The organism is Pseudonocardia abyssalis (assembly GCF_019263705.2).
Lineage (GTDB): Bacteria > Actinomycetota > Actinomycetes > Mycobacteriales > Pseudonocardiaceae > Pseudonocardia > Pseudonocardia abyssalis.
Map to the genome: position 1 here is coordinate 1,950,908 of NZ_JADQDK010000001.1, position 22,766 is coordinate 1,973,673.

At 74.1% G+C, this 22,766-nt stretch carries 25 protein-coding genes; 6 read left to right on the forward strand and 19 right to left on the reverse strand.

Features of this window, described 5'->3' with window-relative positions; all coding sequences use genetic code 11:
* Positions 1 to 5 precede the first annotated feature (5 nt).
* From I4I81_RS09320 to I4I81_RS09330, 3 genes are all read right to left on the reverse strand, one after another.
* On the reverse strand, positions 6 to 470 hold the full coding sequence (locus I4I81_RS09320) for an MSMEG_0567/Sll0786 family nitrogen starvation N-acetyltransferase (RefSeq protein WP_218605022.1): 465 nt from the start codon (positions 468 to 470) through the stop codon (positions 6 to 8).
* A 13-nt stretch (positions 471 to 483) separates the two neighbouring features.
* Entirely contained in the window at positions 484 to 1,602 is a 1,119-nt protein-coding gene (locus I4I81_RS09325; protein WP_226363847.1) for an MSMEG_0568 family radical SAM protein, read from the reverse strand.
* A gap of 80 nt (positions 1,603 to 1,682) precedes the next feature.
* Positions 1,683 to 2,297, reverse strand: coding sequence for a hypothetical protein (locus tag I4I81_RS09330; protein ID WP_218605020.1), 615 nt, complete (start codon positions 2,295 to 2,297; stop codon positions 1,683 to 1,685).
* Between the two features lie 50 nt (positions 2,298 to 2,347).
* Here I4I81_RS09330 and I4I81_RS09335 point away from each other — a divergent pair, with 50 nt between their 5' ends.
* From I4I81_RS09335 to I4I81_RS09345, 3 genes are read left to right on the forward strand one after another with little or no spacing between them, the layout of a single operon-like run.
* Entirely contained in the window at positions 2,348 to 3,319 is a 972-nt protein-coding gene (locus I4I81_RS09335) for a carbamate kinase (protein ID WP_218605019.1), read from the forward strand.
* A complete protein-coding gene (locus I4I81_RS09340) occupies positions 3,316 to 4,860 on the forward strand; it encodes an AllF/FdrA family protein (protein ID WP_218605018.1) in 1,545 nt (514 codons plus the stop codon). Before I4I81_RS09335 ends, I4I81_RS09340 begins: the two co-directional genes overlap by 4 nt.
* The gene (locus I4I81_RS09345) at positions 4,857 to 6,014 is read left to right on the forward strand and encodes an MSMEG_0565 family glycosyltransferase (protein ID WP_218615968.1); all 1,158 of its coding nucleotides are present in this window, start codon (positions 4,857 to 4,859) and stop codon (positions 6,012 to 6,014) included. Before I4I81_RS09340 ends, I4I81_RS09345 begins: the two co-directional genes overlap by 4 nt.
* Positions 6,015 to 6,128: 114 nt before the next feature.
* Here the strand turns inward: I4I81_RS09345 and I4I81_RS09350 are convergent, their stop codons facing one another.
* From I4I81_RS09350 to I4I81_RS09375, 6 genes are all read right to left on the reverse strand, one after another.
* Positions 6,129 to 6,506 (reverse strand): nitrile hydratase accessory protein, encoded by a 378-nt coding sequence (locus I4I81_RS09350; protein ID WP_218615969.1) that lies wholly within the window; start codon positions 6,504 to 6,506, stop codon positions 6,129 to 6,131.
* Positions 6,503 to 7,084 (reverse strand): nitrile hydratase subunit alpha, encoded by a 582-nt coding sequence (gene nthA / locus I4I81_RS09355; RefSeq protein ID WP_218605783.1) that lies wholly within the window; start codon positions 7,082 to 7,084, stop codon positions 6,503 to 6,505. The genes I4I81_RS09350 and nthA overlap by 4 nt, the downstream gene beginning before the upstream one ends.
* Positions 7,081 to 7,752: a nitrile hydratase subunit beta gene (nthB, locus tag I4I81_RS09360; RefSeq protein WP_218605782.1), complete on the reverse strand. Its 672-nt coding sequence runs from the start codon at positions 7,750 to 7,752 to the stop codon at positions 7,081 to 7,083. The genes nthA and nthB overlap by 4 nt, the downstream gene beginning before the upstream one ends.
* A 74-nt stretch (positions 7,753 to 7,826) precedes the next feature.
* Positions 7,827 to 8,312 carry an MSMEG_0572/Sll0783 family nitrogen starvation response protein gene (locus I4I81_RS09365; protein ID WP_218605781.1) on the reverse strand — a complete coding sequence of 162 codons (486 nt, stop codon included), beginning with the start codon at positions 8,310 to 8,312 and terminating at the stop codon, positions 7,827 to 7,829.
* A 40-nt stretch (positions 8,313 to 8,352) separates the two neighbouring features.
* Positions 8,353 to 8,619, reverse strand: coding sequence for a hypothetical protein (locus I4I81_RS09370; RefSeq protein ID WP_218605780.1), 267 nt, complete (start codon positions 8,617 to 8,619; stop codon positions 8,353 to 8,355).
* A gap of 2 nt (positions 8,620 to 8,621) precedes the next feature.
* A complete protein-coding gene (locus I4I81_RS09375) occupies positions 8,622 to 9,971 on the reverse strand; it encodes an FAD-dependent oxidoreductase (protein WP_218605779.1) in 1,350 nt (449 codons plus the stop codon).
* Between the two features lie 119 nt (positions 9,972 to 10,090).
* Here I4I81_RS09375 and I4I81_RS09380 point away from each other — a divergent pair, with 119 nt between their 5' ends.
* On the forward strand, positions 10,091 to 10,708 hold the full coding sequence (locus I4I81_RS09380) for a helix-turn-helix domain-containing protein (protein WP_218615970.1): 618 nt from the start codon (positions 10,091 to 10,093) through the stop codon (positions 10,706 to 10,708).
* Here I4I81_RS09380 and I4I81_RS09385 read toward each other — a convergent pair.
* Genes I4I81_RS09385 through I4I81_RS09410 form a run of 6 tightly spaced genes read right to left on the reverse strand, consistent with a single transcriptional unit; the run spans position 10,624 to position 18,288 of the window.
* Entirely contained in the window at positions 10,624 to 11,388 is a 765-nt protein-coding gene (locus I4I81_RS09385; protein ID WP_218615971.1) for an oxamate carbamoyltransferase subunit AllH family protein, read from the reverse strand. The two genes, I4I81_RS09380 and I4I81_RS09385, sit on opposite strands and share 85 nt — an antisense overlap.
* A gap of 1 nt (position 11,389) precedes the next feature.
* The gene (locus I4I81_RS09390) at positions 11,390 to 12,781 is read right to left on the reverse strand and encodes a YlbE family protein (protein WP_218606138.1); all 1,392 of its coding nucleotides are present in this window, start codon (positions 12,779 to 12,781) and stop codon (positions 11,390 to 11,392) included.
* On the reverse strand, positions 12,781 to 14,292 hold the full coding sequence (argH, locus tag I4I81_RS09395) for an argininosuccinate lyase (RefSeq protein WP_218615972.1): 1,512 nt from the start codon (positions 14,290 to 14,292) through the stop codon (positions 12,781 to 12,783). The genes I4I81_RS09390 and argH overlap by 1 nt, the downstream gene beginning before the upstream one ends.
* Positions 14,289 to 16,583: a pyridoxal-phosphate dependent enzyme gene (locus I4I81_RS09400; protein WP_218615973.1), complete on the reverse strand. Its 2,295-nt coding sequence runs from the start codon at positions 16,581 to 16,583 to the stop codon at positions 14,289 to 14,291. Before I4I81_RS09400 ends, argH begins: the two co-directional genes overlap by 4 nt.
* Positions 16,568 to 17,506 carry an XcbA family protein gene (locus I4I81_RS09405; RefSeq protein ID WP_218604790.1) on the reverse strand — a complete coding sequence of 313 codons (939 nt, stop codon included), beginning with the start codon at positions 17,504 to 17,506 and terminating at the stop codon, positions 16,568 to 16,570. Before I4I81_RS09405 ends, I4I81_RS09400 begins: the two co-directional genes overlap by 16 nt.
* Positions 17,503 to 18,288: a phosphosulfolactate synthase gene (locus I4I81_RS09410; protein WP_218604793.1), complete on the reverse strand. Its 786-nt coding sequence runs from the start codon at positions 18,286 to 18,288 to the stop codon at positions 17,503 to 17,505. Before I4I81_RS09410 ends, I4I81_RS09405 begins: the two co-directional genes overlap by 4 nt.
* 47 nt (positions 18,289 to 18,335) lie before the next feature.
* Here I4I81_RS09410 and I4I81_RS09415 point away from each other — a divergent pair, with 47 nt between their 5' ends.
* Complete coding sequence (locus I4I81_RS09415; protein WP_218604789.1) at positions 18,336 to 19,313, forward strand: AIR synthase related protein; 978 nt, start codon at positions 18,336 to 18,338, stop codon at positions 19,311 to 19,313.
* A gap of 4 nt (positions 19,314 to 19,317) precedes the next feature.
* Here the strand turns inward: I4I81_RS09415 and I4I81_RS09420 are convergent, their stop codons facing one another.
* Complete coding sequence (locus tag I4I81_RS09420; RefSeq protein WP_218604788.1) at positions 19,318 to 19,641, reverse strand: hypothetical protein; 324 nt, start codon at positions 19,639 to 19,641, stop codon at positions 19,318 to 19,320.
* Positions 19,642 to 19,725: 84 nt separating this feature from the next.
* Here I4I81_RS09420 and I4I81_RS09425 point away from each other — a divergent pair, with 84 nt between their 5' ends.
* Positions 19,726 to 20,145, forward strand: coding sequence for an OsmC family protein (locus I4I81_RS09425; RefSeq protein ID WP_218604787.1), 420 nt, complete (start codon positions 19,726 to 19,728; stop codon positions 20,143 to 20,145).
* On the opposite strand, the gene larC is transcribed toward I4I81_RS09425, so the two are convergent.
* From larC to larE, 3 genes are read right to left on the reverse strand one after another with little or no spacing between them, the layout of a single operon-like run.
* The gene (larC, locus tag I4I81_RS09430; protein ID WP_226363848.1) at positions 20,050 to 21,210 is read right to left on the reverse strand and encodes a nickel pincer cofactor biosynthesis protein LarC; all 1,161 of its coding nucleotides are present in this window, start codon (positions 21,208 to 21,210) and stop codon (positions 20,050 to 20,052) included. The genes I4I81_RS09425 and larC overlap by 96 nt on opposite strands.
* Positions 21,207 to 21,872, reverse strand: a complete 666-nt coding sequence (gene larB / locus I4I81_RS09435) for a nickel pincer cofactor biosynthesis protein LarB (protein WP_218604786.1) — start codon at positions 21,870 to 21,872, stop codon at positions 21,207 to 21,209. Before larB ends, larC begins: the two co-directional genes overlap by 4 nt.
* Positions 21,869 to 22,687, reverse strand: a complete 819-nt coding sequence (larE, locus tag I4I81_RS09440; RefSeq protein ID WP_218604785.1) for an ATP-dependent sacrificial sulfur transferase LarE — start codon at positions 22,685 to 22,687, stop codon at positions 21,869 to 21,871. Before larE ends, larB begins: the two co-directional genes overlap by 4 nt.
* Positions 22,688 to 22,766: the final 79 nt, after the last annotated feature.

The following is a 22,766-nucleotide window of genomic DNA, read 5'->3' on the forward strand; positions in this document are numbered from 1 at the left end:
CCCGGTCAGCGCAGCGGGATCTCCATGCGCAGGTGCGGGTGGCCGACGTACATCTCGACGTCACCGATCCGGGTCCAGCCCAGCCGGAGGAAGAACCGCTCGTTGGGCGGCTGGATGTGGGCGATCATCCGCACCCCGCCCGCCGCACCCGCGGTGGCGACGGCGAAGCGCACCAGCGGCCCGCCGAGGCCCGACGTGCGGTGTGCCGTGAGGACGGCGAGCCGGTCGCCCTGCCACAGCCCGCCGCCGAGCGGGAACAGGCGCACCGTGCCCGCCGGCTCGCCGTCGACGAGCCCCAGCACGTGCAGGGTGGCCGGGTCGTCGTCATGGGCGTCCCGGTCGGACTCCGGGAAGATCCCCTGCTCCGCGACGAAGACGGCGTGCCGGACGCGGTGGTGGGCGGCCAGGTCGTCGTCGTCGTCGGCGACGCGGCACGACACCTGCGCCCGCGCGCCTAGCACACGCGTCACGCCCGGCCCCTGCTCATGACGCTCCGGCCGGTCGGGAGCCGATCTGCAGGAGCGGCTTGCCCCCGCTGAGCTCGTTCTGCAGGCCGTTGATCCCGGAGCAGGCCTGGCAACGCGCGCACCCGGCGACGGCGGTGTCGGCCCCGATGCCGCGCTCCTCCAGGTAGCCCGCGACCTTGCGGTAGACCCGCTCCGTGTACTCCGCGGTCGGCGGGGCGACCTCCTCCATCAGCGAACCGGCGACGGGCCGCAGCGGCACGACGAACGGGTAGACGCCGATCTCGACGGCGCGCTTGCACGCGGCGATCGTCAGGTCCGGGTCCTCACCCATGCCGAGGATGACGTAGGTCGACACGCGCCCGGGACCCCACAGCTCCACGGCCCGCTCCCAGGTCCGGAAGTAGGTCTCGATCCCCGTCCGGAACTTGCCCGGTGCGACGTGCGCGAGCACCTTCGGGTCGAAGGACTCCACATGGATCCCCACGGCGTCGACGCCCGAGCCGTGGACCCGGTCGAGCACCGCGAGGTCGTGCGGCGGCTCGAACTGCACCTCGACGGGCAGCCCGGACGCCTCCTTGACGGCCCGACCGCACTCGGCGACGTAGTAGGCGCCGCGGTCGGGGGCCCGGGTGCTGCCGGTGGTGAGGGTGGCGTCGACGGCGCCGTCGAGGTCGCGCGCGGCGACCGCCACCTCGGCGAGCTGCGCCGGGGTCTTCTTCGCGATGGTGCGCCCGGAGTCGAGCGAGACGCCGATGCCGCAGAACCTGCACTGGTCGGAGTTGCCCCAGTAGTTGCAGGTCTGCAGGACGGTGCTGGCCAGCGAGTCGAGGTGCAGCAGCGCGATCTTCCAGTACGGCACGCCGTCGGCCGTGGTCATGTCGTAGAACCGGGGCCGGTTGCTGGTGGCGACCGAGGCGAGCTTGACGCCGTCGCGGTAGATGCCCTGGCCGTCGTCCTCGGCCTTCAGGACGTACGGGGAGGGCCCGTCGGTCTGCGTGGGCACGGTGACCGGCACGCCCTCGATCCACAGCATCCCGGAGTCGGACGGACCCGCTCCCCCGCGCCGGGACTCGACCGGCGCCTCGACGCGGAGACCGACGCTCTGCAGGTCGATGATCAGCGAGGTGACGTCCACGCCCGTGCTCCGCCCCGTCGACGAGGATTCACTATAGAGAGCGGTCATGTCGTATAGGAGACCCTTCCCGTCGTGATCAGTCAAGAGGACTCGATCTCGGCGCGCCAGCGGTCCCGCTCCGCGACCCACGCGGCGGCATCGGCGAACCCCCGATCCCGGCCCGGCTCACCGTCGGCACCGAACTCCTGCAACCGGTACGGCTCGGCGCCCGCGTACGGGTCGACCGCCGCCATCAGCGTGCGGCCGGTCCGCAGGTGGGTCGCGACCGTCGAGCCGCCGTAGAGCTCCTCGATCCGCTCCGGACCCTGCAGCACCGCCCACGGCCTGCCCTCGGCCCGTGCGGTGGCGATCACCGACGCCCGACGCTCCCCCTCCCGCTCGGCGAGGACCTCCCGGGCCCGGGTCCCGCACGCGGCTCCCACCAGCAGGTCCACGGGGAGGCCCGGACGGTCGGCGGGCAGCGCGGCCAGCAGGGCCTGCGGGTCGGCCTCGACGGCGATCAGGTCGTCGAGGGAACCGGTGGTGCGACGAAGCTCACCCACGAGGGCCTGCACGGACTCCAGTCCCCTGCGGTAGCCGTCGGGATCGCTCATCGCCACCGGGTACAGCCGGTCCTCCGCGGCCCGCCACCGGGCCTGCGCCGCTTCCTCTGCCGCTGCTCCGTGCACGCCGATCCTCCACTCACCCAGGTTCATCCACTATAGTTGATTTGCCATCATCATCCTGTACGGCTGGAGTACGAGACATGCCGAGGACCGCCGTCGTCGCCCTCGGGGGCAACGCCATCATCCGCGCCGGCCAGGCCGGTACGCACACCGAGCAGGCGGCCAACGCCCGATCCATGGCCCAGGCCATCTGCGAGCTCCGCGACGCCGGCTGGGTCGTCGTCGTCGTGCACGGCAACGGACCGCAGGTCGGCAACCTCGCGATCCAGCAGCACGAGGCGGCCGAGGAGGTACCCGCCCTCCCCCTGTTCGTGCAGGGGGCGATGACCCAGGGACAGCTCGGCACGCTGCTCGTCCTCGCCCTGCACGAGGTCGTGAGCGAGGCCCCGCCCGCCGTGCTCGCGATGGTCACCCACGTCGTCGTCGACGCCGGGGACCCGGCGTTCGGGAAGCCGACCAAGCCGATCGGACCGTTCTTCGCGAAGGACGAGGCGGAGCGGCTCGCCGCCGAGCGCGGCTGGGCGATCGTGGAGGACTCCGGGCGCGGCTACCGCCAGATCGTCGCCTCGCCCGCCCCGCGGCGCATCCTCGAGATCGACGCGGTGCGCGCGCTCGTCGACCAGGGGATGATCGTCGTGACCTGCGGTGGGGGCGGCGTGCCGGTCGTCGAGGAGGCGGGGGGGTACCGCGGCGTCGACGGTGTGATCGACAAGGACCTCACGGCCCGTCTCGTCGCGACCGAGCTCGGCGCCGACGCCCTCGTCCTGATCACCGACATCGACCGTGTCGCACTCGACTTCGGCACCGACCGGCAGCGCTCCATCCTCGACATCGATGTCGACGAGGCCCAGCGCCACCACGACGACGGGCAGTTCCCGCCCGGCAGCATGGGCCCCAAGATGGCCGCCGCGATCGACTTCGTGCGGCACGGCGGCCAGGCCGCGGTGATCACGGACGTCGCGCACGTGCGGGCCTCGCTGGATCCCGACCACGACGGTGAGGCCGGGACCCGGATCCTCGCCGCACACTCTCCGATCGGAGCCGCGCTGTGAGTGCCCAGAAGGTGACGCTGTTCCGCGACACCTACCTCGACTCGGTCGTGCAGCTCTCCGGGACCCGGACGATGCGCCAGGTCGACGGCGTCGAGTGGGCGTCGGCCGCGATGGCCACCCCGGCCAACCTCGACACGCTCGGCACGGAGGGCTTCGACGCGGGCGAGTGGTCGGGTGCGGGAGCGGGCGACCTGTTCATCGCGGTGCGCGGGGAGTCCGAGGAGGCCGTGGACGCCGGCACCGAGGCCGGCCGGGAGGCGATGTTCACCCGGGCCCCGTCCGGCTCCGCGGACGGGCCGGTGCGCTCGGCCCGCACCGTCCGCGAGGCGCTGGAGCTCGCGCCGGACAGCACGGTCGCCGTCGTCTCGGTACCCGGTGACTACGCGGCGTTGGAGGCCCACCAGGCCCTCACCGCGGGGCTGCACGTGCTGCTGTTCAGCGACAACGTGTCCGTCGATGCCGAGGTCGAGCTCAAGGAGCGCGCCGCCGGACTGGGCCTGCTGGTGATGGGCCCGGGCGCGGGCACCGCGATGCTCGGGGGCACCTGCCTCGGCTTCTCCAACGTCGTGACGCCCGGCCCCGTCGCCGTCGTCGCCGCGGCGGGGACCGGCGCGCAGGAGGCGATGACGCTGCTCGACCGCTGGGGCATCGGCGTCTCCCACGTGATCGGACTCGGCGGGCGCGACATGTCCGCGGCGGTCGGGGGCATCATGGCCCGCGAGGCGCTGGCCGCCCTGCGCGCCGACGACGCCACCGAGGTCGTGCTGTTCGTCTCGAAGCCGCCGGACGCGGGAGTCGCGCGCTCGGTGCTCGCCGCCGCGGCCGGGAAGCCGGTGGTGGCCGCGCTGATCGGGCTCGAACCCGGCTCGATCGAGGTGCCCGACGGCGTCGTGCTCGCCGGATCGCTGGAGACCGGTGTCGTACGGGCACTGGAGGCGCTGGGGCGCACCGCCCCCGACCCCACCGAGGGCCTGCGCGACGCCGTGGCCGCCGCGATCGCGGACCTGCCCGCCGAGCGGACGCTGCTGCGCGGGCTCTACTCCGGCGGCACGCTCTGCTACGAGGCGCTGGTGATCCTGGCCGGTGCGCTGGGTGAGGTGCACTCCAACACCCCCGTCGACAAGGCGCTGGGCCTGCCTGCCCCCGACGGCGCCCACACCTGCCTGGACCTGGGCGAGGAGGAGTACACGCAGGGCCGCCCGCACCCGATGATCGACCCGGAGGCGCGGCTGGAGATGCTGCGCTCCGACGGCGCCGACCCGGACGTGGCGGTGATCGTGCTCGACGTCGTGCTCGGTCACGGCGCCCACCCGGACCCGGCCTCCGAGCTGGCCCCGGTCTGCGCCGAGATCATCGCCGGCGGTGGGCCGCGGGTCGTCGTCTACGTGCTGGGCTCCGACCAGGACCCTCAGGGACTCGAGGCCCAGCGGCGGGTGTTCACCGAGGCCGGGTGCGTGGTCACGGCCACGGCCGCCCGCGCGGCACTCGCCGCGGCGGCCATCGCCGCGCGCGACCCGGAGATCGTCGGGCGGGCGGTGTGAGCCGGGGCGTCGCGCTGCTGACCTACTCGACGAAGCCGCGCGGCGGCGTCGTCCACACGCTGTGCCTGGCCGAGGAGCTGCACCGCCAGGGCTACCCGGTGCACGTGGTCACCCTCGGCGACCCCGACGTGGGCTTCTTCCGCCCCGTCGACGTGCCGCACACGATCGTCCCCGTGCGCGAGCGCGCGGGCACGCTCGACGAGCGGGTGTTCGCCGCGATCGACGCCCTCACCGAGGGCCTGCGCGCGATCGCGGGCGACTTCGACATCCTGCACCCGCAGGACTGCATCTCCGCGCGCGCCGCCGTGACGGTCCGCGACGAGGGCGCCCCGGTCACCGTCGTGCGCACCGTGCACCACGTCGACGACTTCACCACGCAGGCCCTCATCGACTGCCAGGCCAAGGCGATCCACCAGCCCGACCGCGTGCTCGTCGTCAGCGAGCAGTGGCGCGGGATCCTGCGCGACTCCTACGGAGTGACGCCGGAGATCGTGCCCAACGGCGTCGACACCGCCCGGTTCCCGCCGGTCACCGCCGAGCAGCGGGCCGCGCTGCGCGAGCGGGTCGGGGCGCGGGAGAGGTTCCTGCTGCTCGCCGTCGGTGGTGTGGAGCCCCGCAAGGGCACCCACCACCTCTTCGAGGCGCTCGGCTCACTGGCCCGGGACCTGGACCGGCGCCCGGTCCTCGCCGTCGTGGGCGGGCACTCCTTCCAGGACTACACCGCCTACCGCGACGCCGCGCTGGAGTCGCTGCCCTCGCTCGGGCTGGAGCTGGGCGTCGACGTCGTGCAGCTGGGCACGGTCGACGAGGCCGAGCTGGCCGGCTGGTACTCCGCGGCCGACGCGCTCGCGTTCCCGTCGGTCAAGGAGGGCTGGGGGCTCGTCGTGCTGGAGGCGCTGAGCATGGGCCTGCCCGTCGTCGCGAGCGACCTGCCGGTGTTCGGGGAGTACCTCACCGACGGCGTCGACGCCCTGCTCCCCGCCGTCGGCGACAGCCCGGCGCTGGCCGCCGCACTGGAGCGGATCATCACCGACCACGCCCTGCGTGACCGGCTGCGGACCGCCGGGCACACGGTGGCCGGGCGCTACACATGGGCCGCGAGCGCGCAGCGCCACCGCGACGTCTACGCCGACATCCGAGCCGCCCGCCGCTGACCCACCCCGCCCCGCCCCGCCCCGGATGGCAGTAAAGCCACCTTGCCGCCACGAGATGGCGGGAAGGTGGCTTTGCTGCAAGTCGGGGCGCGGGCTGGGGTGCAGTGGGGCGGGTCAGTGCCCGTGGCCGTGGCCGTGCCCGTGGTCGTCGGCGTGCTCGTGGTCGTGGCCGGCCGGGCGCTCCGCGAGCTCGCCCGCCCGGTCCGTGACCTCACCGGCCGCCAGCAGCCCGCGCTCCTGCACGACCGACTCCAGGGCCTGGAGCCAGCAGCGGTAGTAGCTGTAGCACTCCCCCGCCGGGTGCGAGCGCTCCCAGTCGGCGATCCGGGCGACGAGATGGTCGCGGAAGTCGTCCCAGGTGAACGAGCCGGCGTCGTGCAGCGTGACCGCGAGCCCGAACGCCCGGCTCTCCCACGGCTCGGCGAACACCAGCTCGCCGTTGTCGCGCGGCGGGGCCGCGGGACCGTCGATCTCCAGGACCGGCGTCGTCACCGCGCCACACCGACCATCATGTCGCGCGTGACGTGCCCGACCAGCTCCTCCTCCGAGGCGTCCTCGGTACCGGCGGGGCGCAGCGGCAGGACGAGGTAGCGCACCTCGCTGCTGGAGTCCCAGACCTTCACCTCGATGTCGTCGGTGAGCGTCAGACCCATCTCGGCCAGCACGGTGCGCGGCTCGCGCACGATCCGCGCCCGGTAGGCGGGGTCCTTGTACCAGCCCGGCGGCAGGCCGAGGACCGGCCACGGGTAGCACGAGCACAGCGTGCAGGTGACGACGTGGTGCAGCGTCCCGGTGTTCTCCAGCACGACGATGTGCTCGCCCTGCGGCCCGGCGAACCCGAGCTCCTTGATCGCCGCGGTGCCCTCGGCGAGCAGCCGCGCCCTGTACTCCGGGTCGGTCCACGCCTTCGCGACGACCTTGGCACCGTTGAGCGGGCCCACGTCGTTCTCGTAGGTGCTGATGAACTTGTTCATCACGGCCGGGTCGACGAGCCCACGCTCGGTGAGGAGCTGCTCGAGCGCCTCGGTGCGCAGCGCCGGGGACAGGCGGTCGGGGTTGATGGTCGTCATGAGGCCGGCTCCAGGTAGCTGTCGAACATGTCGGCGGTGAGGGTGAAGGACTCGGCGTCGGCGCCCCACAGGTCGCGCGAGTCGAACTCCACCGCGTAGACGTGCTGGGCGTTCTCGCCCAGGAAGTGCGCGTGGGTGTCGGGGAGCAGCGCGGCGGGCTGCAGGATCGTGACGACGCCGGTGCGCCCGCGCAGGTACCCGACGAGCTGGGTGTGCCCGGTGGGGTCCTCGTCCTTGACCCTCACCCGGTCGCCGACGGCGAACCGGGGCGCCTCCTCCACGGTGCGCAACGACCCCGCGGCGGTGGCCTTGTAGTCCGGCTTCGCGTCCTGCTCGGGGGCGGGCGGCTGCTCGACCGACTCGCCCCGGTTGGCCCGGACCCGGGCGTCGACGGCACCGGGGGCGAGGATCGCGCTCTCGGTGAGCATGAGCTCGGCGGCGTTGAGCCAGCGCCCGTAGTAGCCGTCGTCGAGGTAGGCCTCGCGGTCCAGGCTGCCCAGCGCGTGCCGGAACGAGTCGAGGTTGCGGCCGGAGATGCGGCCCATCGTCAGCAGGGTCATCGCGAACGCGCGACCCTCCCACGACTCGGCGAACGGCGGCTCGTCCGGCGTCGGCGCGGTGGCGCGGCCCCAGCCGTCGGTGCCGCCCATGTTGGCGATGCTGCTCATCGTCTCCCTCTCGATGGCCGAAAGGGGCGGGTGGCCGCAGTGCTGCAGCCGCCCGCCCCACGTGTCGGTACGGGTCAGAGCGTCCAGGTCTGCAGGACCAGGGCGCCCTCACGGCGGGCCGTGAGCGTCGCGTCGAGCACGTCGAGCGGGTGCATCGGCTTGACGCCCTCGATGAGGTCGGTCTCCCGCATGCCGTACAGGGCGGCCATGGCGAAGCGGCAGGCGTAGATCTTGCCGCCTTCCTTCATGAAGGTCTTGAGCTGGTTGTTGAAGTTCATGTGGCCGGGGAAGGCCTCCGCACCGACGGTGGGGAAACCGCGGGTGGCCGACGCCATGAGGACGCCGGGACCGTAGAGCACCATGCTGGTGTCGAAGCCCTTCCGGTTGATCCGGGTGGCGGTGAGCATGTTGACGAAGCCGACCGAGCCCTCGTAGGGCACGGTGTGCATGAAGATGTAGGCCTTCTCGCCCTCGTTGGCCTGGATGTCGTCGAAGAGCTTCTCGTCGTAGTCGACGATCGCGTCGCCCTCGTTGAGGCGCTCGCCGCTGATCTGAGCCACGGTGTTTCTCCTTCTCGTGCGGGTGAAATGGTGGGCGCGGTCAGACCGCGGGTCCCTGGGACCGGGGCGGTGCCGCCCAGGTCTGACGGTGGCTGCCGGGCATCGCGCGCATGATCCGGCTGCGGAGCGGCCAGGGCAGCACCGCGTACGTCGGCGCGAAGACCTTCAGCCAGAAGATCTCCTTCGCACCCTTGGGCGGGCGCGGGGCCGGGGAGCCCTGTTCCTTCGCCAGCTTCTGGTGGGCGGCGATCAGGAGGTAGTGCTCGGAGTTGCTACGCAGCCAGCCGAAGAAGCCCGTGCCCGCCATGATCAGGCCTTCTTCTTCGACTCGGCCACGCCGTTCGTGGCCGCCACCACGATGGGCTCGTTCAGCGCGCCGATCGCCGGCGAGTAGACGTTCTCCATCGTGGACAGGTCGTGCAGCGTCATGCCGAAGCGGATGGCCTGGGCGAGGAAGTCGGCCCGCTCCTTGATGCCCTCGCCGCCGCCGACCATCTGCGCCCCGATGAGGCGCAGCGTGCCCGGTTCGGCGAGGAGCTTGACCCGCACCGGCTGCACACCCGGGTAGTAGCGGGCGCGCGAGATGCCCTGCGCCTCGCCCTTGACGTAGGGGATGCCCAGCGCGGTGGCGGTGGCCTCACCGAAGGAGGCGCCGCCGATGACCCACTTGCCCGCGGGCGTGCCCCACGGCACGTACACCGCGCGGTAGGCGCGGTCACCGCCGCCTGCGTTGGTGCCCGCCGTCTTCCCCTGGGCGTAGGCGTGGGACCCGGTGAGCCCCTGCAGCGGCGTGCGCGTGAGTCCGTGCGGGATCTCCACGACGTCGCCCGCGGCCCACACGTCGGGGGCGGAGGTCTTCATCCGCTCGTCGACGATGATCGCCCCGGTGGATCCGAGCTTGATCCCGGCCGCCTTCGCGAGCGAGTTCTCGGGGGTCTTGTGCGTGGAGATGACGACGAGGTCGGCCGCGATCTCGCCGCCGGAGGTCTGCACGGCCCGGACCTTGCCGTCGTCGTCGCCGAGGAACGCCTCGAGCGTGGTGTTGAAGTGCAGGTGCACCCCGAGCTCGCGCCAGGAGTCCTCCACCGGTTTCATGATGTCCGGGTCGGCCATCATGGCCAGCGCGTAGGGGTTGGGGTCGATGAGGTGCGTCTCGACGCCACGGTGCGCGAGCGCGGTGACCATCTCCAGCCCGAGCGGGCCGGCCTCGACGACCACCGCGCTCTTCGTCTCGGAGATGACCTTGTCCCACTCCATGGCCCGGCGGATGTTCTTGACGTAGTACAGGCCGCTCAGCTCGCCGCCGGGTACACCCGGGTCGGCGTAGTTCCAGCCGGTGGCGATGATCAGCTGGTCGTAGGCGACGGCGCCCTCGCCCGCCACCGTGACCGTCTTGGCCGCGGTGTCGATCGCGGTGACCGCGGTCTCGTAGTGGACGTCGATGCCGGCGTCGACGTAGGCCTGCTTACCGGCCAGGAACAACCGCTCGAAGTCGGGGATCTCGCCGCCGTGCACGTACGGGATGCCGCAGGGGCTGTAGGCGACGTCCTCGTTCTCCGTGTAGACGACGACGTCGGCCGTGGGATCCGCGGCCTTGACCCCACCGGCGGACCCCAGACCGGCCGCGCCACCGCCGATGATCACCGTCTTGCGAGGCAAGGTGGAACCCGCTTCCGTAGGTCGAGGTGTAATGGCGGTGGACGATCACGCTTGCATCCACCATAAGCAACGAGAAATCCACTATACTGAACGTGATCACTGTGTCAAGGAGAGCCGACATGACCGCTGCACCGCCCGAGACGCGCAGCTCAGGCGACCCTCGTTCGGGTGGGACGGCGGCGTGGGAGCCGATCGTCGGTGCCATCGGCCCGAAGGTGCGCGACCTCCGCCAGCAGCTCGGGCTGTCGCTGCAGCAGCTCGCACAGCGCTCGGGGGTGTCGGCCGCCGCGATCCACAAGGTGGAGCGCGGGGACATGGTGCCCACCATCACCACCCTGCTGAAGCTCGCGTCCGCACTCGAGCGGCCCATCGGGCACTTCGTGGAGGGGGCCGACGCCGCCCCGGTGGCCGCGCACGTCCCCGCCGACGCGCGCCCGGCCGTCCGCTCCGAGATCGAGGGCGTGGACCTGGACGGGATCAGCGGCCCGCCCGAGCGGTTCCGGGCCGCGGGCGCGGTCGCCACGGTCGCGGCGGGGGCCGGCGGGCGGGCCCGGCCGCGGCCCGGCGAGGAGCTGGTGCTGGTGCTGGAGGGCACGCTCGACTTCGAGGTGGCCGGTGAGCGCTACACCCTGCGCGACGGTGACTCGCTGCACTACCCCACCGACCGTCCGCACAGCTGGTCCAACAGTGGCTCCGCGCCGAGCCGTGCGATCTGGATGTCGGTGCCGGAGGCCTGAGCGCTCCCCCACCGCAGGCCCCGCAGCAGGGCGGCGCCCGAGCTGGCCCCGATCGCCAGCAACCGCTGCTCCGCGCTGCGCCGGGCGTGGTCCTCGGTGGCGGTGAGCCGGTCGTGGGCGGGTTCGATGCACTGGCCGCGCGCGGTCCAGGCCAGGAACGCCGCCGCCACCTCGGTCGTGCGCACCGACGCCGCGATCTCCCGCAGCTCCGGTTCGACGGCCGGTCCCCACGCGGCCCGCGTCGCGAGCAGGGCCCCGGCGAGCACGTCGTCGCCCTCCGGGGTCAGCCCCGGGCCGCGGCCGCCGAGGCGCGCGGCGAGGTCCCGCAGCTCGCACACGGGTGCGGTGCCCGGCACACCGGTCCGGCACCGTGTGCGGCCCCCGGGAGGAATGTGCGGGGGGAGGGGGCCGGTCCAGGTGGGGGCGGTGAGGGACCGCGACCAGGCCCGCCCGGACAGCGTCGTGCCGCCGACGGCGACCGGCTCCCCCACCCGCAGCACCGGGAGCACGGCGACGCGCAGATGGAGGGGGCCGCGCGGAGCGAGTCCGCTGGTCAGGGCGACGAGCCCGGCCGGGAAGCGCAGGTAGGCCGCCACCCGGTGGACGCCGACGACCGTCCCGACCGCGGGTGCGTCGAGCACCTCCCGTACGCCGAGACCCACGTCGAGCGTCGTCGTCACCTCAGCCCGCCAGCTCCTTCAGCGCCGCCTCGAAGCACGCGGCCGGGGCCGTCGCCACTCCGGCGCCGACCTGCCCGCTGCCGTCGTGGGCGTGCAGGATCCCGGTGGTGACCTGGGGGCGGATCCCCAGCTCCACCACGCGTCGGACGTCGACTCCCAGCGGCGTTCCGACGAAGCCCATCGGCGGCAACGTGAACCGGCTGCTGCGACCGGCGCTGATCCGCGCGAACCGCTCGGTGGCCTCCGCGGCCGCGGCCATGGTGCCCCCGAGGAACCCGGCGACCGCGGGTGAGCCACCCGCCGCCGGACCCCCGAGCCCGGTCAGCTCCAGCACGGCGCTGTCGCCGATGTCGGGTGCGGCGTCGTCCGGGCCCATGCCCGCGTTGTAGAGCGCGTCGCCGACCGGCGGGGAGTCGGTGATGTGCCAGGTGTCCGAGCCCGCGAGCCGGATGCCGAAGTCGGTGCCGTTGCGGCTCATCGTCGTGACGATGCTCGACCCCCGCACCTGTCCGGCCCACGCCGTGAGCGACCGCGCCCCGGCCATCGCGACGGTGAGGAAGAACAGGTGGTTGCCGGACAGGAACCGCGCGACGTGCTCGCGTTCCGGCGACGGCAGTGCGGCGATCTGCGGCAGCCAGGTGCGGATCAGCAGGTTGGTGGTGGCCTGGGTCCGCATGTGCAGGTCGTCGCCCATCGCGACGCCCTGCTTGGCGAGGGAGAACACGTCGAGCGGGCCCGCCTCGTCGACGACGCGGGCGAGGGCGGGACCCGCGACGTCGCGCAGGAACCGCAGCCGCTCGATCGCGGCGGGGGTCTCGCGGCCGAACCACGGCACCTCGCCGGGTCCCTGGTTGATCGGGGCGTAGGCGCGGGTGCCGCCCTGCGGGCAGTCGACGACCCACACCGGCGCCGACGGCCCGATCGCGCTGGCCATCGGCACCACCATGTCGTGCGCGTTGGCCGGGGCGAGCGTCACCGTGCCGTCGGCGAGGGCCCGACCTGCCTCGTCGACGTCGGACGCCCAGCCCTCGGCGACGACGGCGGCCCGCATCGACCGGCGCAGCGGGTCGCACACGCGCTCCCACCCGATCGACGGTCCGCAGTGCAGCAGCGTGCGTCCGCCGAGCCCCGGCAGGACGTCGGAGACCCGGGAGACGCCGGTCAGGGTGGGCACGCCCTCGTCGAGGCGGCGGACCACCTCGGCGTTCGCGGCGTCGATCTCCGCGGCGCGCGGGCCGTACACGCGGGTGAGCGCGGCGACGAGGTCGGCGTCACCGCCCGCGGGGGGCGACCAGTCGACCTGCTGGACGGGTCTGCCCTGATCGCGGACGGAGTCGGCGAACATCGGCAGCCCGACGTTAACGACGGCGACGTCGGTGGGGAGCGTCAACATCAGTTCTCCTTGTGGTCCACGACCGCACGGGCGGTCTCGAGCAGGGCGTCCTCGACGCGGTCGAACCCCGCGGTGCGGGCGGCGGCCTCGGCGTCGAGACCGTCGAGCTTCGTGCGCAGTGCGGCGATCATCGCGGCGACGGCGTCGGGGGCGGCACCGCCCTGGGCCGCCCGCGACAGCACGATCCGCCACGGGTCGAGCACCTCCGACAGGTCCGCCCCGGCGAGGCCCCAGTCGTGGCCGGTGTGCTCGCGCGCGGCCTCGTCGATCATGTCGCCGGTGATCCCGCCGCCCGGGATGCCCGCCCTGCTCGCGGCGCGGACCGTCCGCCCGACCACGACGTAGGCGGTGCGGTAGTCGACACCGACCCGCTGCACGAGGTGCTCGGCGAGGTCGGTGGCCTGCGTGTAGCCGCGGGCGAGCTCCTCGGCCATCCGGTCGGCGTTGACGCGCAGCGTCCGCACGACGCCGGTGAACAGCCGGGTGATCCGCAGCGTGAGGTCCAGGGCCCGGGGCACCTCGCCGTAGGCGAAGATCAGGTTGTCGCTGCGGGCCGACGGGCTCTTCGTCACCGCGAGGAAGCCCGAGAGCCGCCCGATGATCACCCCGGACGCGCCGCGGACGATGGCCAGCGCGTAGGGGTTGCGCTTGTTCGGCATGAGGACCGAGCTGCGGGTGAACGAGTCGTCGAGGTCGACGAAGTCGAACTCGCTGGAGGAGAAGATCTCCAGGTCCTCGGCGAGCTTGGAGAAGTTCGACAGCAGGCTCGACGCCGTCGCCAGCACGTGGATCAGGCCGTCGACCTGCCACATCGCGTCGCGGGTGTGCTCGATGACGCCCTCGAACCCGAGCGAGGCGGCGATGAAGGAGCGGTCCTCCAGCAGCCGCGTGCCGTTGACGCAGCCGGCCCCGCCGGGTGAGCAGTCGACCCAGTCGAGCTCGTCGAGCAGGCGGCGGGCGTCGCGGACGCAGGAGTAGACGAACGAGAGCAGGTAGTGCCCGAACGTCGACGGCTGGGCCTGCTGCAGGTAGGTCTGGTCCGGCAGCAGGGTGTGGGCGTGCTCCTCGGCGCGGTCGCACGCCACGCGCGCGAACGCGACGGCCTCGGCGACGAGCTCGGCGAGCTGGCGGCGCAGGTGCAGGCGCAGCGCGATCCGGGTGGCCTCGCGGCGCGGGCGCCCGGCGTGCAGCCAGCCCGCGGCGTCGCCGATGCGGCCGACGAAGTAGTGCTCGCGGGAGTTGTAGGCCTCGCCGAACTCCGGGTCGTAGGGGAAGTCCTCGGCGGGGATCTCGTGGACGTCGAGCAGCAGGGCGAGCAGCTCCCGCTCGGTGTCGGGGGCGACGATGCCGCGACGGGCGAGGTCGAGCACGTGGGAGATGTCGGCGAGGTTGAGGCCGCGGTGCAGGAACGGGGCGTCGGCGTTCTCCAGGGCGAACCCGGACTCGACCAGCTCGCGGGCCGGTCCGCCCTGCGGCGGGCCGCCCTCGCGGGTGCGGCGGGGGGTGGTCACTGCGGGGCCTCCACGTCGGGGCTGGCGGGTAGGTGGGTGAGGGCGGGGAGCACGCCGCCGGTGTGCCAGTACACGACCGGGCCGGCGGCGGGGAGGCGGTCGAGCAGCGCCGAGAACGCCTTCGCGCCGTAGGAGTCGTCGAGCAGCAGGCCCTCCGTGTGCAGGGCGAGGCGGGCGGCGTCGCGGTCGCGCGCCGACGCGACGCCGAACCCGGCGCCGCGGGCGTCGACCCACTCCGGGGCGGCGGGGACGGGCCCGCCCAGCAGCGCGGCGCAGTCCGCGGCCAGCCCGGCGACGTGGGCGGCGATGTCGGGCGGCGGGCGGCTCACCGACACCCCGAGCACCGGCACGTCGACGCCGGCCGCGGCGAACCCGGCCGTCAGCCCGGCGATGCTGCCGCCCGAGCCGACCGACAGCACGACGAGCGCGGGGGTCAGCTCCGCGAGCAGCTCGGCCGCCGCGGCGGCGAACCCCACGGCCCCGAGCCCGGTCGATCCCCCGCGCGGCACGGCGTAGGGGCGGCGGCCCGCGGCGCGCAGCTCGGCGGCGCGGTCGGCGACGTCCCGGTCGAGCCGGCTGCGGTCCGCGCCGGTGTACCGGAGCACGGCCCCGGACGCGACGGCGAGCGCCAGGTTGGGGGCAAGGGCGCCGCCCGGGGCGCCGGCGACGAGCAGCTCGCAGTCCAGCCCCGCGACGCGGGCGGCGAGCGCGGCGGCGGGGGCGAAGTTGGAGCCCGCCCCTCCCCCGGTGACCAGCACGTCGGCGCCCTCGGCGAGCGCGGCGGCGACCAGGAACTCCAGCGGGCGCGTCTTGTTGCCGGCGACGCCGAACCCGGCGAGGTCGTCGCGCTTGACCCACACCGGCCCGCAGCCGAGCGCGGTCTCCAGCCGGCGGGCGCGGTGCAGCGGGGTCGGGAACACGCCCAGCGGGAACCGGTCGTGCGCGGGAGCAGTGGCCGGGGCAACGGTTTCCGCGCACGAGCGTGCCAGCACCCCGTCGACCATCCCCGCCGCCGCGTCGACCGCGGGCCCGGTAGCCCAGGCCCGGACCTGCGCCTCGTCGGCGACACCGCGCGCCACGAGCCCGGCCACCAGGTCCTCGCCGGACTCGCGCAGCACCTCGTGCAGCACCTGCTGGGCGCGGTGCTTCCCGAGCACCCCGGACAGCCCGGCCAGCACCCGCTCCGAGGTGAGCCCGCCGCCGTAGCGCTGCGCGTTCGCGGCCATCGCCGCCGTGTTCACCTCCAGCCCGTCGAGCAGGCGCAGCGCCAGCGAGGTCGCGGTACCGGTCAGCTGGCAGACCTCGGGCAGCGCGATCCACTCCGCCTTCCACGACCGCCCGTCGCGCTCGTGCCCGCCGACCATCCCCTCCAGCAGCACCGCGGCCGAGGACCGGGCCAGGCGGGCGAGGGTGTCGAGGTGCTCGCTGCCCTCGGGGTTGCGCTTGTGCGGCATCGTGATCGAGCTGACGGCCCCCGGCGGTGCGGCCTCGGCCAGCTCGCCGATCTCGGGACGCGCCAGCTCGTAGACCTCGGTCCCGATCCGCGCCAGCGTGCCGCAGACCCCGGCGAGCACCCCGCCGAACTCCGCGACGCGGTCGCGCGCGGTGAGCCAGGAGATCCCGGGGTCGCCGAGCCCGAGCTCCGCGCAGAACCGGGCCCGCAGCTCCGGGCCGTCGGCGCCGAAGAACGCGAGCGCGCCGACGGCCCCGCCGAGCTGCCCGACCGACCAGCGCGGTGCGCCCTCGCGCAGCCGGTCGAGGTGGCGACGCACCTCGTCGGCCCAGGACGCGACCTTGAAGCCGAACGTGATCGGCGCCCCGGGCTGGCCGTGGGTGCGCCCGGCCATGACGGTGCCGCGGTGCTCCCGCGCGAGCTCCAGCAACCGCTCCTCGACGGCGAGCAGGTCGCGCCGCACGATCGCACCGACGTCGCGCATGACGATCCCGAACCAGGTGTCGGTGACGTCCTGCACCGTCGCCCCGACGTAGACGTGCTCGCGGGCGTGCTCGGGCAGCACGCGCAGCAGTCCCCGGATCAGGCCGAGCGTCGAGTGCGAGGTGGCGCGGGTCTGCTCGGCGACGTACCCCAGGTCCAGCGCGCCGATGCCGACGTCCGACAGCGCCGCGGCCGCCGAGTCGGGGACGATGCCCAGCGACGCCTGCGCGCGGGCGAGCGCGGCGAGGACGTCGAGCCAGGTCTGCAGCATCGCGCGCTCGTCGAACACCGCCGTCAGCTCGGGGGTGCCCCAGAGGTGGGCGTAGAGGGTGGAGCTGCTCAGACGGGTGCCCACACCGGCTCCTGCTGCGCGGCGAGGGTGCGCAGCGCCTCGCGGACGTGCTCCAGCGACGAGCCCCACGGCACCGTCGCCCAGCCGGGACCGGAATCGGTGTGCTCCTCCTGCATGCAGCACTTCGTGAGCAGCACCGGCGGGCGCGGGCCGGGCGCGCGCTTCGGGCAGAAGTCCACGACGGGTACCTCGGTGCCGTAGAACCACTCGTGGATCTGTTGCGAGCGGGTGCAGCCGAGCAGGGTCCAGTCGGCCTGCGGCGGGTGCTCGTCGAGGTAGGAGACCTGCGCACCCTCCACGTCGCTCCCCGAACCGCGGCACGGCAGCAGGTAGTGCTGCGCCGGGTGCTCCGCGGCCAGCGCGCCGAGATCGGTCAGCTCGCTGACCAGCTCGATCGGCGGCAGGTCCTCGGTGATCGCGAGGAGGCGCTGCGCCTGGTCGAAGAGCTTCGCGGGCTCCGGGGGCACGACCTCGCGCACGACGATCCGCAGCGGGCGGGCGTCGAGGATGAAGTTGACGTGCTCGTAGCGGCCCTGCACGACGACCGCGCGCGCCCCGGGCACCGTGGCCGCGGCCGCGGCCAGCGCCGACGGGATCGCGGTGTCGACCTCCGGGTCGTGCACCCAGGCGCACTCGTCCGGGCCGGCGAGCAGCGTCGTCCCGACGATCGGCGCGAACAGCGGGCCGTCCGGGTCGTCGGGCGGGTTCGGCACCTTCTCCACGTGCAGCACCGCGAGGCCCGCCGCCGAGCGCGCGACGACGAATCGGGTGCGGCGGTAGGCGTCGCGGCCGACGAAGTACGCGCGCAGCGAGGCCGCGTCGAGGCCGACGTCGGGCGGCAGGGCCGCCACGGACACACCCCGGTAGCGACCCGGGACGACGTTGGGCCCGGTCGGGACGGCCGGCACGGGGGCGGGTGCACTCACGCCGGCCCCGTCCCGACCGCGTCCTCCTGCCGGGCGGCGGCGGTGTCCGACCGCAGGCCCAGGCGCAGCGTCTCGACCGACAGGACCTCCGAGAGCGCCACGTTGCCGAGGTTGACGTCGGCCCCGAAACGGCGGATGAACCAGGCCTGCTGCGAGGATCGGGGCGCCTCGAACACCACCCGCTCGACGCCGACGGCCGCCGCGACGGCCTCCACGACGTCGGGCCGGACACGCCCCGACGAGTCGAACGTGCCGACGGTTCCGCTCTGCCGCCCCTCGGTGACGACCAGGCTCGCACCCGCGTCGAGGTCGGACAGCGCCTCGGCGGGCCAGGTGCGGGCCGCGAGCTGCTCCCCCGGCGACTTCGCTCCGACCTCGGCGAGCACGGTGAACCGGTCCGCGGCCGAGCCGATCAGCGCGCGCTTCTGGGGCACCGTCATGTCGACGGTGCCCCGGGACACCTCGACCATCGCGAAACCCGTGTCGTACGCCCAGGCCAGGCATTCCCGGGCGCGGCCCTGCGCGAACGCGATCTCCAGCAGGGTGCCGCCCAGGCAGGCCGGGACGCCCTGGGCGGCGAGCAGCGCGAGCTTGGCGTCGAGTGCGGCGTCGACGTACGCGGTGCCCCAGCCGACCTTCCAGATGTCGACGTGCGCCGCGGCCGAGGACAGCAGGTCGGCGGCGGCGCCGGGCGGGATGCCGGGGTCGAGCACGTGGGTCAGCCCGGTGCTGCGGGGCTTGGCCGCTCGCGCGGGGAGATCCAGGAACGACGGGTCGACCACGAGGAGATGATAGGTCACATAGTGGAGAGACACCTACTATAGGAGACGTGCCTCGTACTGATCAGGACTCGCTCGACGCTCTCGTCGCCGTGCTGCGCTCCCATCCCGGGATGCGGGGCAAGGCCGCGATCGGCCTGGTGTCGGAGGTGCTGGGCGGCAGTGACATCCACAACGGCGACTGGCTGGGCGGGCCGGGCGACGACGGCGCGGTCGTCGAGGCGTTCGGCGGGTCGGTCGTGGCGTGCGGCGAGGCGATGTGGCCGCCGTTCGTGCGCGCCGACCCGTTCGGGGCCGGGTTCGCCGCGGTGCTCACCAACGTTAACGACCTCGCCGCGATGGGTGCGGTCCCGCTCGGGATCGTCGACACGATCGTCGCGGACGCGGGGACGGCTCGGCGCGCGCTGGAGGGCATGCGCAGGGCGTGCGAGCTGCTGCGCGTCCCGGTCATCGGCGGGCACCTCACCGAGCACGACGGGGAGCCGGCGATCTCGGCGTTCGGCGTCGGCGCGGCGACGCACCCGCTGTCGGTGACGCGCATGGACGTCGGGCAGGAGCTGGTGGCGGCCTACGCGCTCGACGGGACGATGCGTCCGGACTTCCCGTTCTTCCCCGCCTTCGAACAGCGCGGCTCACGGTGCGCCGACGACGTCCGACTGCTCGCCGAGGTCGCGGCGGCCGGGTCGTGCGTGGCCGCGAAGGACATCAGCATGGCCGGGTTCGCGGGGTCGCTCGCGATGCTGCTGGAACAGGGGCGGTTCGGCGTCACCGTCGATCTGGCCGCTCTGCCGGTCCCCGACGGCGTCGATCTCGCCGCCTGGCTCACGTGCTTCCCGAGCTTCGGGTTCCTGCTCTGCGCCCCGGACGGCCGCGCCGCCGAGCTGACCGCGGCGTTCGACGCGCGGGGCCTGCACGCCGCCGTGCTCGGCACCCTCGACGACACCGGGCACCTCGCCCTGAGACTCGGTGACGCCACCGCGACGGTGTTCGACGTCGGGCGCGAGCCGGTGACGGGGCTGGCGCGGTGAGCGGCTACGCCGCGACCCGGACGCGCGCCGTCGAGCGGGCCGCGATGTCGGAGGCGAGGGAGAAGATCCGTTCGGCGCGCTCCGCGTCGACCCAGATGTGCGTGGCCGCGAACTCGACCCACTGGTCGGGTCCGACCAGCGGCTGGTCGTCGTACTCCAGCTCGCCCCAGGTGACGGCGAGCTCCATCAGCTCGATCATCTCGTCGGCGTCGTGCTCCACGGTGAGCAGCCGGTCGTGGTGGGCGCGCAGGGCGGGATCGACGCTGCAGCCGCCGGTGCAGGCGGCGGCCCGCGTCGCGGTCGCTCCGGCACACGTCACGATCGTCATGAACAGCTCCTCGGGTCGGGCGAGCGGTCACGTTCCCAGTTGTTCATTGCAGGTGTGTTGCACGTCCCACTACCGGAGGTACTCGTGATCGAACGCACGGTCAGCTCGCGCTGGGACGGCGGCCTGCGCGCCGTCGTCGACGCCGGGGGGTTCGAGCTCGTCGTCGACGAGCCGGAGTCCGTCGAGGGCGGGACCGGCAAGGGGCCGCAGCCGACCGAGCTGCTGCTCGCCTCGGTGGCCTCCTGCATGACGCTCGCGATGGCCTACTCCGCCCGCAAGCGCGAGGTCGAGCTCGTCGGGCTGGACGTCGTGGTCACCGGCACCTACGACGGGCCGCAGTTCTCCGCCCTGCGGATCACCGTCACCACGGAGTCGCCGACGGGCGAGGAGCTCGACAAGCTCGTCGCCTCAGCGGAACGGGTCTGCTACGTGACCCGGACGCTCAAGCTCGGTCCGGCCATCACCGTCGTCGCGGGCCAGCCGGGCGACCTCGCGCAGGGGTAGTCCCAGTGCCGCGGCGGCCGCGGCGACGTCGTCGTGCTCGGGCTTGGACCCCCACGGCCCGTGCTTCACCCGGACGGAGTGCCCGCCCACGTCGACCGTCGACTCCCGACGGGGCAGCGCGACCCGGTCCACGGGGCTGCGCCGCAGGCCGAGGCTGCCCGTCTCGGCGAACACGATCCGCTCGCAGTCCGCGGTCCGCTCCGACGCGGTCAGGACGTGCACGGTGTGCGCCGGCCGCCCCTTCTTCATGACGATCGGCGTGATCCACGCGTCGGCCGCCCCCGCGTCGAGCAGCCGGGCGACGAGGTGCCCGAGTACCTCGCCGGTGACGTCGTCGACGTTGGTCTCCAGCAGGATCATCGGCGCGACCGCTCCCTGCGCCTCGCCGAGCAGCGCCTGCAGCACGTTGGGCCGGTCCGGGTCGTCGCGTCCGCCCGCCCCGTAGCCCACCGCGCCCAGCCGCATCGGCGGGACGGGCCCGAAGGCGGCCCCGATCAGCAGGGCCGCACCGGTCGGCGTCACGGTCTCGCCCTCCCCCGCCCCCGTCACCGCGGCACCCGCGGCGGCGAGCAGCGCGGTCGTGGCCGGGGCCGGGAGCGGGAGCACGCCGTGCCGGGTGGTGACCGTGCCCCGCCCCAACGGGAGCGGGCCGCAGTGCAGGTCGGTGACGCCGAGCAGGTCCAGAGCCGAGGCGACGCCGACGGTGTCGACGACGGTGTCGAGCCCGCCGATCTCGTGCAGGTGCACCTGCGCCGGGTCGACGCCGTGGATGCGCGCCTCCACCTCGGCGATCGCCCGCACCGCGCGCACCGCGGTCGGCCACGCCGCCACGTGGTCGAGCAGCACGGCGGCCCGGCGCTCGGTCGCGGTGTCGTGGACGGTGACGACCGCGCGGGTGGCGGTCAACGCACCCCGCCGGACCCGCTCGGCATCGAGGCTCCACCCCCGCAGGCCGGTCGCGGCGACGGCGGCGCGCACGTCGTCGAGCGGGGCACCGAGGTCGAGCAGCGCCCCGAGCAGCATGTCGCCGGAGACTCCGCCGACGGGGTTGAGCCAGCAGATCACCGGCGCGCCGCGTGGGCGAGGCGGTGCGCGGCCATCGCCGCGCCGAACCCGGAGTCGATGTTGACGACGACCACGCCGGCCGCGCACGAGGTCAGCATCGCGAGCAGCGCCGTGACGCCCTCGAGCGCGGCCCCGTACCCCACCGAGGTCGGCACCGCGATCACCGGGCAGCCGACGAGCCCACCGATCACGCTCGCCAGCGCACCCTCCATCCCGGCCACGCAGACGACGGTGTCGGCCGCGCCGAGCACCTCGCGCTCGGCGAGCAACCGGTGCAGCCCGGCTACCCCGACGTCGCGGATCTCGTGCACGTCCAGACCGACCGCGGAGGCGACGGCCGCCGCCTCCGCCGCGACCGGGGCGTCCGAGGTGCCGGCCGAGGCGACGACGACCCGGAACCCCCGCGCCGACGCGGGGCGCCAGACGAGCAGCCGGGCCGCAGCGTCGTAGGTGCCGCCGGGCACCGCCACCTCCGCGGCCGCCCCGGCCTCGATCCGCGTGACCAGCACCGGTCCGGTGTTGGCGGCCAGCAGCTCACGGACCACCCCGGTGATCGCCTCCGGCGACTTGCCGGGGCCGTAGACGACCTCCGGCAGCCCCGACCGCTGTTCGCGGTCGAGGTCCGGGCGGGCGTAGCCGAGGTCGGCGAAGCCCTCGTTCACCGGACGGCCGGGAGCCCGAGCAGCACGTTCATCCGGCCGCTGGCGAATCCCTGCAGGTCCAGCGCGCAGAACGCGAACCCGGCCGCCCGTACCGCGGTGTCGAGCTCCGCACGGAGGTCGGCTGCGCGGGACACGTCGGCGGCGGGGACCTCGATCCGCGCGACCGAGCCGTCACCGTGTGAGCGCACGCGGCAGACGTCGAAGCCGAGCGCGCGCACGGCGTCCTCGGCGCGCTCGATGCGTCCCAGCACCAAGGCGGTGACCGGCTCGCCGTAGGCCACGCGCGACGACAGACACGCGGCGGCCGGTTTGTCGGCGGTGACGAGCCCGAGCTCGGCGCTGATCCGGCGGACGTCGGACTTGCCCAGCCCGGCGTCGACCAGTGGCGCGATCGCCCCCCGCGCGGCCGCCGCGCGCTGCCCGGGCCGGTGGTCGCCGAGGTCGTCGACCGTGGTGCCGAGTGCGATCTCCGCGCCGCTCAGGGTTGCCAGCGGCGTCAGGACGTCGAGCAGGGCCGACTTGCAGTGGTAGCAGCGGTCGCCGTCGTTGGCGGCGTACTCGGGCCGCTCCAGCTCGTCGGTGCAGACCTCGACATGGGCGATCCCCTGCGCCCGGGCGAACGCGGCCGCCGCGACCCGCTCGCTGCGCGGCAGGCTCGCGGAGACCGCGGTGACGGCGACGGCGGCGGATCCGAGTTCCTGCGCGGCGACGACGGCGACCAGCGCGGAGTCGACCCCGCCCGAGTAGGCGACCAGCAGGCGGCCCGCATCCCGGACCCGCTCCCGCAGCCGCTCAGCGGTCGGGGGCACATCCATGCGACACCTCCGCGAGCGATCTTCCCGGGGCGAGTCTAGACGCTTCGCGGGCCGGTGCCTTGATCGTCGCACCTTGACC

Excerpts from the sequence above, each read along its gene's own strand:
- I4I81_RS09335 (WP_218605019.1), top strand. The coding sequence starts at position 2,348 with ATGCCGAGGACCGCCGTCGTCGCCCTCGGGGGCAACGCCATCATCCGC.
- nthB (WP_218605782.1), bottom strand. The coding sequence starts at position 7,752 with ATGAGCAGCATCGCCAACATGGGCGGCACCGACGGCTGGGGCCGCGCC.
- I4I81_RS09390 (WP_218606138.1), bottom strand. The coding sequence starts at position 12,781 with ATGTTGACGCTCCCCACCGACGTCGCCGTCGTTAACGTCGGGCTGCCG.
- I4I81_RS09330 (WP_218605020.1), bottom strand. The coding sequence starts at position 2,297 with ATGAACCTGGGTGAGTGGAGGATCGGCGTGCACGGAGCAGCGGCAGAG.
- I4I81_RS09380 (WP_218615970.1), top strand. The coding sequence starts at position 10,091 with ATGACCGCTGCACCGCCCGAGACGCGCAGCTCAGGCGACCCTCGTTCG.
- nthA (WP_218605783.1), bottom strand. The coding sequence starts at position 7,084 with ATGACGACCATCAACCCCGACCGCCTGTCCCCGGCGCTGCGCACCGAG.
- larE (WP_218604785.1), bottom strand. The coding sequence starts at position 22,687 with ATGGATGTGCCCCCGACCGCTGAGCGGCTGCGGGAGCGGGTCCGGGAT.
- I4I81_RS09420 (WP_218604788.1), bottom strand. The coding sequence starts at position 19,641 with ATGACGATCGTGACGTGTGCCGGAGCGACCGCGACGCGGGCCGCCGCC.
- I4I81_RS09370 (WP_218605780.1), bottom strand. The coding sequence starts at position 8,619 with ATGGCGGGCACGGGCTTCTTCGGCTGGCTGCGTAGCAACTCCGAGCAC.